At 74.4% G+C, this 16,126-nt stretch carries 12 protein-coding genes; 8 read left to right on the plus strand and 4 right to left on the minus strand.

Features of this window, described 5'->3' with window-relative positions:
• Window positions 1-68: 68 nt before the first annotated feature.
• Entirely contained in the window at window positions 69-1,385 is a 1,317-nt protein-coding gene (locus B9L22_RS00910; RefSeq protein WP_086148931.1) for a ThiF family adenylyltransferase, read from the minus strand.
• Entirely contained in the window at window positions 1,382-1,828 is a 447-nt protein-coding gene (locus B9L22_RS00915) for a DUF3817 domain-containing protein (protein ID WP_086148932.1), read from the minus strand. Before B9L22_RS00915 ends, B9L22_RS00910 begins: the two co-directional genes overlap by 4 nt.
• Before the next feature lie 121 nt (window positions 1,829-1,949).
• Between B9L22_RS00915 and B9L22_RS00920 the strand changes: the two genes are divergently transcribed.
• From B9L22_RS00920 to B9L22_RS00930, 3 genes are read left to right on the plus strand one after another with little or no spacing between them, the layout of a single operon-like run.
• Window positions 1,950-3,746: an ABC transporter ATP-binding protein gene (locus B9L22_RS00920; RefSeq protein ID WP_086148933.1), complete on the plus strand. Its 1,797-nt coding sequence runs from the start codon at window positions 1,950-1,952 to the stop codon at window positions 3,744-3,746.
• Window positions 3,743-5,476, plus strand: a complete 1,734-nt coding sequence (locus B9L22_RS00925; RefSeq protein WP_086148934.1) for an ABC transporter ATP-binding protein — start codon at window positions 3,743-3,745, stop codon at window positions 5,474-5,476. The genes B9L22_RS00920 and B9L22_RS00925 overlap by 4 nt, the downstream gene beginning before the upstream one ends.
• A 26-nt stretch (window positions 5,477-5,502) precedes the next feature.
• Complete coding sequence (locus B9L22_RS00930; protein ID WP_198947173.1) at window positions 5,503-6,540, plus strand: GNAT family N-acetyltransferase; 1,038 nt, start codon at window positions 5,503-5,505, stop codon at window positions 6,538-6,540.
• A 137-nt stretch (window positions 6,541-6,677) separates the two neighbouring features.
• Here the strand turns inward: B9L22_RS00930 and B9L22_RS00935 are convergent, their stop codons facing one another.
• The gene (locus B9L22_RS00935) at window positions 6,678-6,971 is read right to left on the minus strand and encodes a hypothetical protein (protein ID WP_034654148.1); all 294 of its coding nucleotides are present in this window, start codon (window positions 6,969-6,971) and stop codon (window positions 6,678-6,680) included.
• Between the two features lie 183 nt (window positions 6,972-7,154).
• Window positions 7,155-8,048, minus strand: a complete 894-nt coding sequence (locus B9L22_RS00940) for an SURF1 family protein (RefSeq protein ID WP_086148936.1) — start codon at window positions 8,046-8,048, stop codon at window positions 7,155-7,157.
• Window positions 8,049-8,308: 260 nt separating this feature from the next.
• On the opposite strand from B9L22_RS00940, the gene B9L22_RS00945 reads away from it, so the two are divergent.
• The 5 genes from B9L22_RS00945 (at window position 8,309) to B9L22_RS00965 (ending at window position 16,125) form a co-directional block, all read left to right on the plus strand.
• Window positions 8,309-10,810: a phosphoketolase gene (locus tag B9L22_RS00945; RefSeq protein WP_021482342.1), complete on the plus strand. Its 2,502-nt coding sequence runs from the start codon at window positions 8,309-8,311 to the stop codon at window positions 10,808-10,810.
• Window positions 10,807-12,996 carry a phosphate acetyltransferase gene (pta, locus tag B9L22_RS00950; protein WP_043656331.1) on the plus strand — a complete coding sequence of 730 codons (2,190 nt, stop codon included), beginning with the start codon at window positions 10,807-10,809 and terminating at the stop codon, window positions 12,994-12,996. The genes B9L22_RS00945 and pta overlap by 4 nt, the downstream gene beginning before the upstream one ends.
• Window positions 12,993-14,252 (plus strand): acetate/propionate family kinase, encoded by a 1,260-nt coding sequence (locus B9L22_RS00955; protein WP_086148937.1) that lies wholly within the window; start codon window positions 12,993-12,995, stop codon window positions 14,250-14,252. Before pta ends, B9L22_RS00955 begins: the two co-directional genes overlap by 4 nt.
• A 110-nt stretch (window positions 14,253-14,362) precedes the next feature.
• Window positions 14,363-15,370, plus strand: a complete 1,008-nt coding sequence (locus B9L22_RS00960; protein ID WP_086148938.1) for a DUF4031 domain-containing protein — start codon at window positions 14,363-14,365, stop codon at window positions 15,368-15,370.
• A 68-nt stretch (window positions 15,371-15,438) separates the two neighbouring features.
• Window positions 15,439-16,125 (plus strand): vancomycin high temperature exclusion protein, encoded by a 687-nt coding sequence (locus B9L22_RS00965; RefSeq protein ID WP_233139571.1) that lies wholly within the window; start codon window positions 15,439-15,441, stop codon window positions 16,123-16,125.
• Window position 16,126 lies beyond the last annotated feature (1 nt).

Genomic DNA, 16,126 nt, shown 5'->3' on the forward strand with positions numbered 1-16,126 from the left:
GAGCAGGCCGTCCCGGCTCGTCCGCCGACCAGGACGCACCACGACCACCTGGTCGACGTGCAGGGGGGCTAGGGGGCGGGAGTTTCCAGGGCGGCGAGGAGGGCGGGGACGCCGCCGACGACGGAGCGCGCGTCGAGGCCCGCGGCGCGAGCGACGTCCGCGACGCGGGCCGACCGGCCGCCGACCGCGCACACCATGAGCACCGGGCGGTCGGCGGGCAGGTCCGCGAGCGCCGCGGCGGCACCGGGGTCCTGCGCGCCGCCGAGGAACGCGCCGCTCGGGACGAGCGTCGACCCGGGGAGCGGGCGCACCTGCGCCTCCCAGTCCTCGCGGACGTCGAGGAGGAAGGGTGCGGCGTCGTCGGCCCGCAGCAGGGCGGCCGCGTCAGGGGCGGACACGTCGCGCGGCGCGGGCCCCGCTGCCCCGGTCGGCCCCGCCCCGGCACCGGGCACCGCCACGGCCTGCGCCGCGGGCCGGAGCCCGCAGAACGCGGCGTAGGCGTCATCGCCCGGCAGGAGCGCGGTGACGGGCTCGCGCGTCGGGTCGGCGCGCACGGTGAGCTGGCGCCACGAGAGGTCGAGGGCGTCGTAGACGGCGAGGCGGCCCAGCAGCGTCGTGCCGGCGCCGGTGACGAGCTTGATCGCCTCGGTCGCCATGACCGAGCCGACGGTGCCGCACATCGCGCCGAACACGCCGCCGGTCGCGCAGTCGGGTGCCGCGCCCGGGGGCGGCGGGACGGGGAACACGTCGCGGTAGGTGACCCCGCGCGGGCCCTGCTCCCCCGACCCCGCCGCAGGGTCGGGACCCGCGGCGTCCGGGTGCGGGGCGTCGTCGGGCACGGCGAACCGGGGCGCGGCCCAGAAGACGCTGACCTGTCCCTGGAAGCGGTAGATCGAGCCCCAGACGACGGGCAGGCCGAGGACCTCGGCCGCGTCGGAGACGAGGTAGCGGGTCGGGAAGTTGTCGGCGCCGTCGAGCACGACGTCGTAGCCGCGCAGCACGTCGAGCGCGTTGTCCGCGTCGAGCCGCAGCGCGTGCTCGACGACGTGGACGTGCGGGTTGACGTCCGCGATGCTCTCGCGCGCGGAGTCGACCTTGCGGCGCCCGACGTCCGACCCGCCGTGGATGACCTGACGCTGGAGGTTGGACGTGTCGACGGCGTCGTCGTCGACGATGCCGATCGTGCCGACGCCCGCGGCGGCGAGGTAGAGCAGCGCAGGGCTGCCGAGGCCGCCCGCGCCGACGACGAGCACGCGCGCGGCCGCGAGCCGCCGCTGGCCCTCGGTGCCGACGCCCGGCAGCGCGAGGTGGCGCGCGTAGCGCTCGAGCTCCGGCGTCGAGAGCTCGGGACCGGGCGCGACGAGGGGCGCGAGCGGCGTCGTCATGCCGCGTACTGCTCCTCCAGCGCGACGAGCTTCGCGTCGGCCTCGGCGTGCACCTTCTTCTCGAGGATGAACGACATGACCGGGACGACGCCGGCGAACACCATCGTCGCGAGGCGGCCCCAGCCCCAGCGCATCTTGGTCCACAGGTCGAGCACGGTGACGAGGTACACGACGTAGATCCACCCGTGGGCGAACGGGATCCAGGACACGTACCGCATGACCCCGTCGACGTCGACGAACTGGCCCACGCCGTACTTGACGAGCATCTCGACGCACAGGATGAGCAGCATCACGCCGGTGATGATCGCGAGGACCCGGTAGCGCGCGAGCGCGCCGCGCGCCTTGCGGATCGCGGTGCGCGCGGCCTCCGCGCTGGGTGACGCCGCGTCGGCGGGGGCGACGACGGGCGCGTCGGTGGGGGTGGCCGGGTCCTGCGTGGTCATGGGAGAGGTCCTCGTTCCGGGCGAGACGGCCGCGGCGGTCTCCGCCGCGTGCGGTGGCGTGACGCGGTCGCCGCGTTAAACCGTCGCCGCGTGTCGGACGCCGAACCTAGGGTAGAACACCGTGCGACCCCTCCCTCTCCCCGACCCGGGGACCCCCGACCTGCGCGGCCCGTCCCGCTACCTCCTCTGGATCGCCCGGCGCCAGTGGACGGTGCTCACGGTGTCCGTGCTGCTCGGCCTCGTGAACTTCGCGTGCCAGGCGTTCCAGCCGTACATGCTCGGCCGCGCGCTCGACGAGGGGCTCACCGCCGGGTTCGGCGCCGAGCTGTGGCGCTGGGCGGGCCTCCTGCTCGCGCTGGGCCTGGGCATCGTCGTCACGGGCGTGACGCAGCACCGGTTCGACATCGCGAACTGGCTGCGCTCGGCGCTCACGACGTCGCAGCTCGTGGGTGACGTCACGGCCCGCTCGGGCGACGCGATCACCGAGGAGCTCCCGACGGGCGAGGTCGTGTCCACCGTCGCGAGCGACGCGATGCGCGTCGGCCAGCTCTTCTCGATGATGGGCCAGTTCCTCGGCGCGCTCGGCGCGTACGTCGTCGTGGCGGTCATCATGCTCTCGACGTCGCTCCAGCTCGGGCTCGTCGTCGTGCTGGGCCTGCCGGTCGTCGCCGCGGTGCTCGCGCTGCTCGTCAAGCCGCTCCAGCAGCGCCAGGCCGCGCAGCGCGAGGCGCAGGGCCGTCTGACGACGCTCGGCGCGGACACGGTGTCGGGCCTGCGCATCCTGCGCGGGATCGGCGGCGAGGGCGTGTTCGTGGGCCGCTACGCGCAGCAGTCGCAGAAGGTCCGCGAGGCCGGCGTGAAGGTCGCGCACACGCAGGCCACGCTCGACGCGCTCCAGGTGCTCCTGCCCGGCCTCCTCGTCGTGCTCGTCGTCTACCTCGGCGCGACGGCGGCCCTGCGCGGCGAGATCACGCCCGGGCAGCTCGTCGCGTTCTACGGGTACGCGGCGTTCCTCGGCTGGCCGCTGCAGGTCGCGACGCAGATGCTCAACATCGCGACGCGCGCCCACGTCGCCGCGCGCAAGATCGTGCGCGTCCTCGCGGTCGAGCCGGCCGCGGGCGCGACCCCGGCCACCGCGCCCATGCCGCCCGAGGGCAGCCCCCTCGTCGACGAGACGAGCGGCCTGGTGCTCGAGCCGGGACGCGTCGTCGCGCTCGTCTCGGCGGACCCGGACGCGTCGGCGGCCGTCGCGACCCGGCTGGGCCGGTTCGACGACGCCGCGGAGGCGGCCACGCCCGTGCGGCTCGGCGGCACGCCGCTCGCCGCGCTCGACAAGCACGCGCTCCGGCGCCGCGTCGTCGTCGCCGAGGCGACGCCGCAGCTCTTCTCGGGGGCGCTGCGCGACGAGCTCGACGCGCGCGGCACCGCCACGGAGGCCGAGGTGCTCGCCGCGGTGAGCACGGCCGACGCGCACGACGTGCTCGACGCCGTGCCCGACGGCCTCGCGGGCGAGCTGCCCGAGAAGGGGCGGTCGCTCTCGGGCGGCCAGCGCCAGCGCGTCGCACTCGCCCGGGCGCTCCTCACGGACCCGGAGATCCTCGTCCTCGTCGAGCCGACGAGCGCCGTCGACGCGCACACCGAGGCGCGGATCGCCGCGAGCCTCGCGCAGGCTCGTCGCGGGCGCACGACCCTCGTCGTCACGGCGTCGCCGCTCGTGCTCGAGCACGTCGACGAGGTGCTGCTCCTCGAGGACGGCCGGGTCACGGCGCGCGGCACGCACCGCGACCTCGTCGACCGCGCCCACTCCCCCGCGACCGCACCGGACGACGACGCGGCCCGGTACCTGCGCGTCGTCGGGCGCTCGCTCGACGACACCCCCGCCCTCGCCCGCACCGCACCCGAAGGAGGCCAGGCATGAGGCTCCCCGTCGCCGACGGCCCCGCCGTCCGCGCCGCCGCCGGACGCCTGTTCGCCCGGCACCGCGGCACGTTCGTGCTCATCGCCGTCCTCCACACCCTGGCCGCGGTCGCGGGTCTCGTGGGGCCGTGGCTCCTCGGCCGGCTCGTCGACGCCGTCACCGAGGGCACCACGTCGTCGTACGTGACGACGGTCGTCGCCGTGGGCGCGGGCGCAGTCGTCGCGCAGGCCGTCCTGCGCCGGTACGCGCAGCGCCTGTCCATGGTCTTCGGCGAGACCGTGTTCGCCGAGCTGCGCGAGGAACTCGTCGAGACGGTGACGTCGCTGCCGCTGTCCACGGTCGAGCGCGCGGGCACGGGCGACCTCGTGGCGCGCACGACGAACGACGTCGACCGCATCCAGCATGCCGTGCGGTTCGGCGTGCCGCAGCTCCTCGTCGCGGTCGTCACGCTCGTGCTCACGGCGGTCGCGGCCGTCGTGGTCGCACCCCTCGTCGCGCTCGCGCTGTTCGTGGGCGTGCCGCTGCTCGTCGTCGTGTCGCGGTGGTACCTCAAGCGCGCGTCGGCCGGCTACCAGCGCGAGGCCGCCGCCTACGCGACGCTCAACGGCACCATCACCGAGAGCGTCGAGGGCGCGCGCACGGTCGACGCGCTCTCGCTCACCGAGCGCCGCCAGGCGCGCGTGCGCGCCGACCTCACCGAGGCGTTCGAGGCGGAGCGGTACACCCTCGGGCTGCGCACCGTGCTGTTCCCGGGCATCGACCTCGCCATCGCGATCGCGCCCGTCGCGGCCCTCGTGTGGGGCGCGTGGCTGCTCTCGCAGGGCCAGACGACGCTCGGCGCCGTGGCCACGGTGACGACCTACGCGTTCCAGCTCGCCGGGCCGGTGTGGAACCTCATCTTCTGGCTCGACGAGATCCAGGTGGCCGCGGCGTCGTACGCGCGCATCGTCGGCGTCGCGCAGGTGCCTGGCGACCGCACCCCGACGGGCGACGTGCCCGACGGCGACCGCCTCGTCGCGCGCGACGTCGAGTACGCCTACCGCGAGGGCCACCCCGTGCTCCACGGCGTCTCGCTCGACCTCGAGCCGGGCGAGCGGCTCGCCGTCGTCGGGCCGTCGGGCGCGGGCAAGTCGACACTCGGCCGCATGCTCGCGGGCATCCACCCCCCGACGGCGGGCTCCGTCCGCTCCGGCGGCGTGCGGCTCGTCGACCTGCCGCTCGAGGACCTGCGGCGCGAGGTCGCGCTCGTCACGCAGGAGCACCACGTGTTCGTCGGCACGCTCGCGGACAACCTGCGCCTCGCGAAGGTCGACGCGGACGAGGCCGAGCTGCTCGACGCGCTCGACGCCGTCGACGCGCGCGGGTGGGCCGAGTCGCTGCCCGAGGGCCTCGCGACGACCGTGGGGTCGGGCGGGCACGTGCTCACCCCGGCGCAGGCGCAGCAGCTCGCGCTCGCGCGCCTCGTGCTGCTCGACCCGCACACGCTCGTGCTCGACGAGGCGACGTCGCTCCTCGACCCCCGGGCGGCCCGCCACCTCGAGCGCTCGCTCGACGCCGTGCTGGCCGGCCGGACGGTCGTCGCGATCGCGCACCGCCTGCACACCGCGCACGACGCCGACCGCGTCGCCGTGGTCGACGGCGGCCGCATCAGCGAGATCGGCCCGCACGACGAGCTCGTCGCCGCGGGCGGCGACTACGCGCGGCTGTGGCACTCCTGGCAGCAGGAGTAGCGCCGGTCGGTGCCAAGATGGTGCCAATGCCTGGAACCACGAGCGCCACCCCGCACGACCTCCCGACCCTCCCGAGCCCCTGGCGGGCCCGGGTCCCCGGCTACGCCGACATCGACGCGCTCGTCCGGCTGCGACGCCTGGACGAGCTCCAGGGCACGGGCTCGACGCACGTCGACCCCGCCGGGATCGAGTCCGAGGTCGCGGGGCTGGCCTCCTGGACGCGGCGCCAGCTGGTCGCCGTCGGGCCCGACGACGTCCCGCGCGCCTGGGTGACCGTGCACGACCGCGCCGCCGGGCGGGCCACCGTCTGGGGCTACTTCGACCGCGACGTGGCCGAGGTCGACGCGATCGCGGACGCGTTCTACCGCTGGGCGGAGCGCACCGCGGTCGCGATGGCGCGCCTGCGCGGCGTGACGGCGACGCGCCTCGACGAGAGCCCGTTCGCCGACGACACGCGCCAGGCGCAGTGGCTGACCCGGGCCGGGTACGCGCGGCGGCGCAGCTGGCTGCACATGACGCGCCCCGTCGTCCCGGACGAGGCCGCGCTCGCCCCGCGCGCCGGGGTCACGGTCCGCCCGGTCGAGCGGCACGAGAACGGGATGCCCGTCGCGGCCGACCTCCAGGTCGTGCACCAGATGCTGGAGACGTCCTTCCAGGACCACTTCAACTCCTACCGGGAGAGCTTCTCGGAGTTCGTGCAGCGGCTCCGCGAGGACCCGGGCCACAGCTGGGACCACTGGTGGCTCGCGTACGTGGACACCGACGACGGCCACCGGGTCCCCGCGGGCACGGTCGTGTGCTCGTCGATCGCCGCGGGCGAGAGCGGCGCGCCGGGCACGTACGTGGAGTACATCGGGGTGACGCGCGCCGCCCGCGGCCGCGGCGTGGCGAAGTCGCTGCTCGCGACGGTGATCGCCGACGCCGCCCGGGACGGTCGCGACCGCGTGGCGCTCGAGGTCGACGCCGACTCCCCCACCAAGGCCGACCAGCTCTACCGCTCGCTCGGCTGGGAGACGGACTACGTCACCGAGTCGTGGTTCAAGGACCTCGACCTCGACGACTGACCGCGGGCGGCCGGGACGCGCAGGCGGAGGTGGGCCCGGACGCGCCGGTGCCCGGCCGTCGCGGACGACGACCGGGCACCGGGTGACGCAGCGAAGGGCGACCTGACGGAGTCAGACGACCCGACGGGAACAGTGCGTCAGAAGCACGAGACGTGGATCGCCACCGACGCGTCGGTCGACGTCGCGTAGGCGGTGCCCTGGCCGTCGTAGTCGTACATCGTCACCGCCGCGCCCGCGCTGTTGCGCGCGCTGTTGGTCGTCCCGTTGACCCGGAGCGACACGTTCGTCGGCGCGCTCGCCGTGATCTTCGCGTCGCGGGTTCCGCAGTTGTACGGCGTGGTCCTGCTCGCCGCGCTCGCGCTCGCCGCCGGGGCGAGGACCAGACCGATCGTGACCGCTGCCACCGCGAACGGTGCAAGGCGCTTCTTCATGGAGTACCCCCGTGTCTCTCCGACCGCCGGGCGACGTCGACCGGCGGACCGCCCGGACGCTCTGTCCGGGCGGGATAAGACTGAGGTCCGTACATATGTCCGGCAAGCGCTGTGTCACGTGCTGAGACGGGTATCCGCCCGCTCCCGGCCCGGAACGGCGGCGCGTGCGCTCCCGACCCGCTCTCAGGGGGTCGTTCGCGGGCCGGCCGCATCGGGGTCGGCCGGGCCGGGGAGGCCGGCGATCCCGGCGTCCTCCCCGCGCGCGCGGCGCTTGCCGCCCGCCGCCTCGTCGCGCACGAGCCGGACCCACAGCAGCACGGCGAACCCGCCGAACACCCACCACTGGAGCGCGTAGAACAGGTTCTGCAGGTTGAGCCCCGTGCCGCCCTCGATCGTCGGGCGCGGGAGCTGGGCCGGGCCGCCGTCGGCCGCCGACGGCTGCGCCGGGTCCGAGGACAGCAGCACGAGGTACCCCGAGTACATCGGCCCGCCCCACGCGTTGACGAGCTCGCCCGTGGAGATCGCGTCGGTGCGGCCGGGGGCGGAGCCGCCCTGCCCGGCGGCCTCGGAGGCCTGGAGGTAGCCGGTGAGGCGCACGACGCCGTCCGGCGGGTCGAGCGCGGCGCTCTCCTCGGGCGACTCGACCCAGCCCCGCACGACGGGCAGGACCGGGGCGCCCGAGAGGTCGGCCCACGACGCGCCCTGGGTGCCGTCGTCGGTCACGTGGAGCGGGGTGAGCACGAGGTAGCCGACACGGCCGTCGAGCGCGCGACCCTCGACGAGGAGCTGCCCCTCCGCGTCGTACTCGCCCTCGACCCAGGCCTGCCGGCCGACGAGCTCGCCGGGGAACGTGGACTGCGGCGGGAGCAGCACGCCGACGCCCTCGGGTCCGGCGGCCTCGAGCTCGGCGGCCTCGTGCTGCGCCGCGAGCTCGGCGCGCTGCTGGGCGCGGTCGAGCTGCCAGACGCCGAGCCGCGCGCACACCGCCGCGGCGACGAGGAGGAGCACGAGCAGCCCGACGACCCGGGGCTGGCGGGCGACCGCCCAGAACGAGCGGGGCGCGGTGGGCTCGGGCACGACCCCACGGTATCCGGGGCGCGGGCGGCTCCCCGCATCCGGACCGCCTCCCGGGCGAACGTCACACGCCGCCCAGCGGCCCCCGGCGTCGGGGACAACGTCCTCGGCCGTGGTTCCCGGGCGCGGGACCTTGGACCTTTTGTGCCGTCGTGGGCGCAGGTCACACCGCCCGGCGCCAGGAGGAATAGTGCAGGCCCCCGGTCGATGGGGTTGTATGAAGCCGTAGTCGTTCACGGACCCTTCCCCCGCAGGAGCGTGAGATGAGCACGACCACCGTCACCGAGTCCACCGCCTGGCAACCCGCCGAGATCGCACCGCTCGACGACGACACCCTGCGTCGGGTCGACGCCTGGTGGCGCGCGGCGAACTACCTCTCGGTCGGCCAGATCTACCTCCTCGACAACCCGCTGCTGCGCACGCCGCTGGACCGCGAGGACGTCAAGCCGCGCCTCCTGGGCCACTGGGGCACCACGCCGGGCCTCAACTTCCTCTACGCGCACCTCAACCGCGCGATCGCGCAGCGCCGCCAGTCGACGATCTACGTCGCCGGGCCCGGCCACGGCGGCCCCGGCCTCGTCGCGAACGCGTACCTGGAGGGGACGTACTCCGAGACCTACTCGGACGTCACCCAGGACACCGAGGGCCTGCGCCGGCTGTTCCGCCAGTTCTCCTTCCCGGGCGGCATCCCGAGCCACGTCGCGCCGGAGACGCCCGGGTCGATCCACGAGGGCGGTGAGCTGGGCTACGCGCTCTCCCACGCGTACGGCGCCGCGTTCGACAACCCCGACCTGCTCGTCGCCGCGGTCGTCGGCGACGGCGAGGCGGAGACGGGCCCGCTCGCGACGAGCTGGCACTCGAACAAGTTCGTCAACGCGCGCAACGACGGCGTCGTCCTGCCGATCCTGCACCTCAACGGCTACAAGATCGCCAACCCGACGGTGCTCGCGCGCATCAGCGACGACGAGCTGCGCGACCTCATGATCGGCTACGGCCACACCCCCTACTTCTTCACGGGCGGGTTCGACGGCGAGGACCACTTCGAGGTGCACCGCCGCTTCGCGCAGCTCCTCGACGAGGTGCTCAACCACATCGCGCAGATCAAGGCCGACGCCGCGGCGGGTAACGACGAGCGTCCCGCGTGGCCGATGATCGTGTTCCGCACGCCGAAGGGCTGGACGTGCCCGCCGGTCATCGACGGCAAGAAGACCGAGGACTCGTGGCGCGCGCACCAGGTGCCGCTCGCGAGCGCCCGGGACACCCCGGAGCACCTCGAGGTGCTGCGCGGCTGGCTCGAGTCCTACCGGGCCGACGAGCTGTTCGACGAGGACGGCCGCCTGGTCGACGACGTCGCCGCGCTCGCCCCCGAGGGCACGCTCCGCATGAGCGACAACCCGCACGCGAACGGCGGCCTCCTGCTCAAGGACCTGCGCCTGCCGGACTTCCGCGACTACGCCGTGGACGTCACCGGGCCGGGCAGCAGCATCGCCGAGTCGACGCGCGTCCTCGGCCAGTGGCTCACCGACGTCGTGCGGAAGAACCCGGACAACTTCCGGATCTTCGGCCCCGACGAGACGGCGTCGAACCGCCTCCAGGCCGTGTACGAGGTCACGGACAAGCAGTGGAACGCCGACTTCTTCGGGCCCGACGTCGACGAGCACCTCGCGCGCGCCGGCCGCGTCATGGAGATGCTGTCGGAGCACCAGTGCCAGGGCTGGCTCGAGGGCTACCTGCTCACCGGGCGGCACGGCCTGTTCACGAGCTACGAGGCCTTCATCCACATCGTCGACTCGATGTTCAACCAGCACGCGAAGTGGCTCAAGGTCACGAACCACATCCCGTGGCGGCGCCCGGTCGCGAGCCTCAACTACCTGCTGTCGAGCCACGTGTGGCGCCAGGACCACAACGGCTTCAGCCACCAGGACCCGGGCTTCATCGACCACGTCGTGAACAAGAAGGCCGAGATCGTCCGCGTCTACCTGCCGCCGGACGCGAACACGCTGCTCTCGACGTACGACCACTGCCTGCGCTCGCGCCAGTACGTGAACGTCGTCGTGGCGGGCAAGCAGCCGGCGCCGCAGTTCCTGTCGATGGACCAGGCGATCGCGCACTGCTCGCGCGGCCTCGGCATCTGGGACTGGGCCGGCACCGAGGTCGAGGGCGAGGACCCGGACGTCGTGCTCGGCGCCGCGGGCGACGTGCCCACGCTCGAGGTGCTCGCCGCGGCGGACATCCTGCGCCGGCGCATCCCCGACCTCAAGGTCCGGGTCGTCAACGTCGTGGACCTCATGCGGCTCCAGGACGAGAAGGAGCACCCGCACGGCCTGTCGGACAAGGACTTCGACACGCTCTTCACGACGGACCGGCCGGTCATCTTCAACTACCACGGCTACCCGTGGCTCATCCACCGCCTCACGTACCGCCGCACGAACCACGCGAACATCCACGTGCGCGGCTACAAGGAGGAGGGCACCACCACCACCCCGTTCGACATGGCCATGCTCAACGACATCGACCGCTACCACCTGGTGATCGACGTCATCGACCGTGTGCCGTCCCTGCGCTCGACCTACGCGGGCCTGCGCCAGGAGATGGTCGACGCGCGGCTGGCGGCCCGCCAGTACACCCGCGAGCACGGGGAGGACATCCCCGAGGTGCGCGACTGGGTGTGGCCGGACGTCGGCGAGACGGCGACCGAGGAGGGTGGCCCGCAGTACAACGGCGCGAGCGCCGCCGTGCAGGACACCGGAGGAGACAACGAGTGAGCGACACCGCTCGCAGCATCTACATCACCTCGCCCGAGGGCGAGACGGGCAAGTCCACGATCGCGCTGGGGGTCCTCGACCTGCTGGTCCGCAAGGTCCAGCGGGTCGGGGTCTTCCGGCCGGTCACCCGGGCCGCCGGCCCGGACGTGCAGGACTACGTGCTCGAGCTGCTGCTCGCGCACGACGGCGTGGACGTCACCGCCGAGCAGGCGATCGGCGTCACGTACGAGGACGTCCACGCCGACCAGGAGGCCGCGCTCTCGCGGATCGTGGCCCGGTACCACGAGGTCGCGAGCCAGTGCGACTTCGTGGTCGTCGTGGGCACGGACTACACCGACGTCGCCGGGCCGACCGAGCTGTCGTTCAACGCGCGCGTCGCGGCGAACCTCGGCGCACCGGTCCTGCTCGTCGTCTCCGGCAAGGGCCGCACGCCCGACGCCGTGGGCAACCTCATCGAGGTCAGCGTCGCCGAGCTGCGCTCGCAGCACGCGCAGCCCATCGGCGTCGTCGCGAACCGCGTGCAGCCGGACGACCTCGACGCGGTGCGCGCGCTGCTCGGGTCGCTGGGCCCGGACGGCGAGCCGCTCGCGGGCGGGACGTCGTCGGGCCCGACGGCGCAGCCCGCCCCGGGCACGCGGCTGCCGGGCTGGGCGGTGCCCGAGGACCCGTTCCTCGACGCGCCGACCGTGCGGATCCTCATGGAGGCCGTCGGCGGGACGCTCGCGTTCGGCGAGGAGGAGCTCCTCGCGCGCGAGGCGACCGACCTGCTCGTCGGTGCGATGTCGTTCGAGCACCTGCTCGACCGGCTCACCGACGGCGCCGTCGTCATCACGCCCGGCGACCGGGTGGACATCCTCATCGGGCTGCTCGCCGCCCACTCGGCGTCGGGCTTCCCGTCGCTCGCGGGCGTGATCCTCAACGGCGGGTTCTTCCCGCCCGAGTCGACGGCGCGTCTCGTCGCGGACCTCGACCCGAGCCTGCCGATCATCCGCACCGACCTCGGGACGTTCCGCTCGGCGAGCGCCGCCGCGAGCGCCCGGGGCCGCGTGACCAAGGAGTCGCAGCGCAAGGTCGACACGGCGCTCGCGCTGTTCGAGCAGAGCGTCGACGGCGCGGCGCTCCTCGCGGGGCTCGACGTGCCCCGGCCCGAGGTCGTCACGCCGCTGATGTTCGAGTACGAGCTGCTGTCGCGCGCCCGCGCGGACCGCAAGCACGTCGTGCTGCCCGAGGGCGACGACGACCGCATCCTGCGCGCCGCGTCCACGCTGCTCGGCCGCCAGGTCGCGGAGCTGACGATCCTCGGCGAGGAGCAGAAGGTCCGCGCCCGCGCGGCGGAGCTCGGCCTCGACATCGACGCCGCGCACGTCGTCAGCCCGCACGACCCGGAGCTCGTGGAGCGGTTCGCCGCCGAGTACCAGCGGCTGCGCGCGCACAAGGGGATGACGCTCGAGGAGGCGCGCGAGCGCGTCCAGGACGTGTCCTACTTCGGCACGATGATGGTCCACCTCGGGCTCGCGGACGGCATGGTGTCGGGCGCGAAGCACACGACGGCGCACACCATCAAGCCGTCGTTCGAGATCATCAAGACCCAGCCGGGCGTGTCCGTCGTCTCGTCCGTGTTCCTCATGTGCCTGCAGGACCGCGTGCTCGTCTACGGCGACTGCGCGGTCATCCCCGACCCGACGGCCGAGCAGCTCGCGGACATCGCGATCTCCTCGGCGGCGACGGCGCAGCAGTTCGGCGTCGACCAGCGGGTCGCGATGCTGTCGTACTCGACCGGCGAGTCCGGCTCGGGGGCCGACGTGGACAAGGTGCGCCGGGGCACGGCGCTCGTGCGCGAGCGCCGGCCCGACCTGTTCGTCGAGGGCCCGATCCAGTACGACGCGGCCGTCGACGCGTCCGTCGCGGCGTCGAAGATGCCGGGCTCGGACGTCGCGGGGCGCGCGACCGTGTTCATCTTCCCGGACCTCAACACGGGCAACAACACCTACAAGGCGGTCCAGCGCTCGGCGGGCGCCGTCGCGGTGGGCCCGGTCCTCCAGGGCCTCAACAAGCCGGTGAACGACCTCTCGCGCGGCGCGCTCGTGCAGGACATCGTCAACACCGTCGCGATCACCGCGATCCAGGCGCAGGCCCCGGCCGACGCCGTCGACCCCACCTCTGACTCCCAGGGAGCCACGTCATGACGATCCTGCCCGAGGGCGAGCGCCCCAACCCCTACAGCGCGTACGGCGCGCACGGGTCCGTGCTCGTCATGAACTCGGGGTCGTCCTCGCTCAAGTACCAGCTCGTCAACCCCGTCGGCGGCGAGGCGATCGCCGCGGGCACGATCGAGCGCATCGGCGAGGAGTCCGGGATCATCAAGCACCGGTTCGCCGGGAACACGACGACGCGCGAGGAGCCCGTCGCGGACCACGGGCACGCGCTGCGCATCGCGCTGAGCATGTTCGACGACGTGGGCCCGACGCTCTCGGACGCCGACGTGTACGCGGTGGGGCACCGTGTCGTGCAGGGCGGCTCGCTGTTCGCCGACCCGGTCCTCGTCGACGACGGCGTGCTCGAGCGCATCCGCTCGCTGTCCCCGCTCGCGCCGCTGCACAACCCGGCGAACGTCAAGGGCATCGAGGTCGCGCGGTCGCTGCTCGGCGACGTGCCGCACGTCGCGGTGTTCGACACCGCGTTCTTCCAGCGGCTGCCGCAGCACGTCGCGACGTACGCCCTGGACGCCGAGGTCGCCGAGAAGTACGCGATCCGCCGCTACGGCGCCCACGGCACGAGCCACCAGTACGTGTCCGGGAAGGTCGCGCGCGTCCTCGGGCGCCGGATCGAGGGTCTCAACACGATCGTCCTGCACCTCGGCAACGGCGCCTCGGCGTCGGCCGTCAAGGGCGGCGTGCCGGTCGAGACCTCGATGGGCCTGACCCCGCTCGAGGGCCTCGTCATGGGCACGCGCACGGGCGACATCGACCCCGCGGTCGTGTTCCACCTCGCGCGCAACGCGGGCATGAGCATCGACGAGATCGACGACCTGTTCAACAAGCGCTCGGGCGTCAAGGGCCTGTCCGGCGTGAACGACTTCCGCGAGCTGCACCGGCTCATGGAGGCCGGCCACGAGGGTGCCCGCCTCGCGTTCGACGTGTACATCCACCGGCTGCGGAAGTACGTCGGCGCGTACGCCGCCGTGCTCGGCCGCGTGGACGTCGTCGCCTTCACCGCGGGCGTCGGCGAGCACGACGCCGAGGTGCGGGCCGCCGTCGTCGAGGGGCTCGAACCGCTCGGCCTCGCCGTCGACCCGGACCGCAACGCCGTCGACTCCGGCGAGCCGCGCGTCATCTCGCCGGACTGGACGAGCACGCTCGTCATGGTGGTCCCGACGATGGAGGAGCTCGCCATCGCGCGCCAGTCGGTCGAGGTCGTCGAGGCGGCCTCGCGCGCCGGCTGATCCCCGCACGCCCGGGCTCCTCCGGGTGACACCTACGCGGCTCAGGCCGCTCCCCGGCCGGTGAGCCGACGCCCGCGCGTCGGCTCGCCGGTCGGTGGCATGCTCGGGCGGTGACCGTTCTCATCGACCCGCCCGCGTGGCCCGCCCACGGGACGCTGTTCAGCCATCTGGTGTCCGACGCGTCGCTCGCGGAGCTGCACGCGTTCGCGGCGTCGATCGGCGTGAGCCCGCGGGCGTTCGACCTCGACCACTACGACGTCGCCGCCGAGCGGTACGACGTCGCGGTCGCCGCGGGCGCGGTGCCCGTCGGGGGTCGCGAGCTCGCGCGGCGCCTCGGCGCCTCCGGCCTGCGCGTCCCCGGCCGGGCGCGGCGCGCGGCGAAGGCCGACGCGCTCCTCGCGCGCTGGGACGCGCTCCTCCCGGGCGCGCGCGACGTCGGCGTCGAGCTCGTCGAGCGCTGGCACGAGCCGCACCGCGTCTACCACGGACCCGAGCACCTCGTGCACGCGCTCGACTCCCTCGCGCTCCTGGAAGGACGCCCGCCCGGTGTGCCCGACGCCGCCCGGCCGCCCGCCCGCGGAGGTGCCGCCGCGGCGTCGGGTGGCACGTCCGGCGGCGCGGTGTCGGGCGGCGCGTCGTCGGGCGGAGCGGTGTCGGGCACGGGCCCGATGCCGGCGGTGACGCAGCTCGCGCTGTGGTTCCACGACGCCGTGCACGACGGCCAGGCGGGCCGCGACGAGGAGCGGTCGGCCGAGCTCGCGGACGCCCGGCTGACGGGCCACCTCGGCGCCCGCGAGGTCGAGGAGGTCGTGCGGCTCGTGCTCGTGACGACCGACCACGCCCCGGCGCCGGGCGACGCGCCCGGGGCGCTCGTCTCGGACGCCGACCTCGCCGTCCTCGGCTCCGCGCCGGACCGCTACGCGCGCTACGCCCGGCAGGTGCGCGCGGAGTACGCCCACGTGCCCGACGACGCCTTCCGGGCCAGGCGCGCCGCCGTCCTGCGCGCGCTGCTCGAGGGCGGCACGCTGTTCCGTACCCCGCAGGCCGCCGCGCTCTGGGAGGACCGCGCCCGCGCCAACCTCACCACCGAGCTCACGACCCTCACCTCCCCCACCTGACCCTCTCTCCCTCCCCCTCCCCCTCCCCCTCCGCCTCGTCGACGCGGCGGCGACGTTAGGGTCGGGGCGTGACCGACGATCCGGCGTCGCCGCCCGCCACCACGGCGTCAGCAGCAGGCCCAACAGCACCGTCGTCCGACAGGTCCTCGTCGGGTCGTCCGCGCCGCTCCCGACGGCGGCGCCTGACCCTCGGGACGGCCGCCGGGCTCGTGGCGCTCGTCCTGGCGCCGTTCGTCGTCGTGCAGGCGGTGGGGCGCTCGCACGTCGCCGACCCGGCGCACGTGCCGCCGAGCGACGCGATCGTCGTCCCGGGGGCGGGGCTGCGGCCGGACGGGACGCCGTCCACGTACCTGCGCCGTCGGCTCGACGCGGCGGCCGAGCTCTACGGCCGGGGCGTCGCGCCCGTCGTGCTCGTGAGCGGCGACGCGCACGACGACTACGACGAGCCCGGCTCGATGCGCGCGTGGCTGCTCGGCCGCGGCGTGCCCGACGACGCGATCCTGCTGGACCGCGAGGGCTTCGACACCCACGCGACGTGCACGCGCGCGGCGTCGGAGCTCGGCGTCGGCACGGCGGTGGTCGTCACGCAGGGGTACCACCTGCCGCGCACGCTGTTCTCGTGCCGCGTCGCGGGTCTCGACGCCGTGGGGGTCGGCGTCAGCGCGGCGAGCGTGGAGCCGTGGAAGGCCGTGCTCTACCGCGCCCGCGAGGTCCCCGCGGCGACGAAGGCCGTGCTCGACGCCGTGCTCCGCTGAG

Source organism: Cellulosimicrobium sp. KWT-B (genome assembly GCF_002127155.1).
Classification (GTDB): domain Bacteria; phylum Actinomycetota; class Actinomycetes; order Actinomycetales; family Cellulomonadaceae; genus Cellulosimicrobium; species Cellulosimicrobium funkei.

Bases quoted from the DNA above. Each gene is read 5' to 3' on its own strand.
- B9L22_RS00925 (WP_086148934.1), top strand. From the start codon at position 3,743: ATGAGGCTCCCCGTCGCCGACGGCCCCGCCGTCCGCGCCGCCGCCGGA.
- B9L22_RS00915 (WP_086148932.1), bottom strand. From the start codon at position 1,828: ATGACCACGCAGGACCCGGCCACCCCCACCGACGCGCCCGTCGTCGCC.
- B9L22_RS00955 (WP_086148937.1), top strand. From the start codon at position 12,993: ATGACGATCCTGCCCGAGGGCGAGCGCCCCAACCCCTACAGCGCGTAC.
- B9L22_RS00935 (WP_034654148.1), bottom strand. From the start codon at position 6,971: ATGAAGAAGCGCCTTGCACCGTTCGCGGTGGCAGCGGTCACGATCGGT.
- B9L22_RS00910 (WP_086148931.1), bottom strand. From the start codon at position 1,385: ATGACGACGCCGCTCGCGCCCCTCGTCGCGCCCGGTCCCGAGCTCTCG.
- B9L22_RS00945 (WP_021482342.1), top strand. From the start codon at position 8,309: ATGAGCACGACCACCGTCACCGAGTCCACCGCCTGGCAACCCGCCGAG.
- B9L22_RS00930 (WP_198947173.1), top strand. From the start codon at position 5,503: ATGCCTGGAACCACGAGCGCCACCCCGCACGACCTCCCGACCCTCCCG.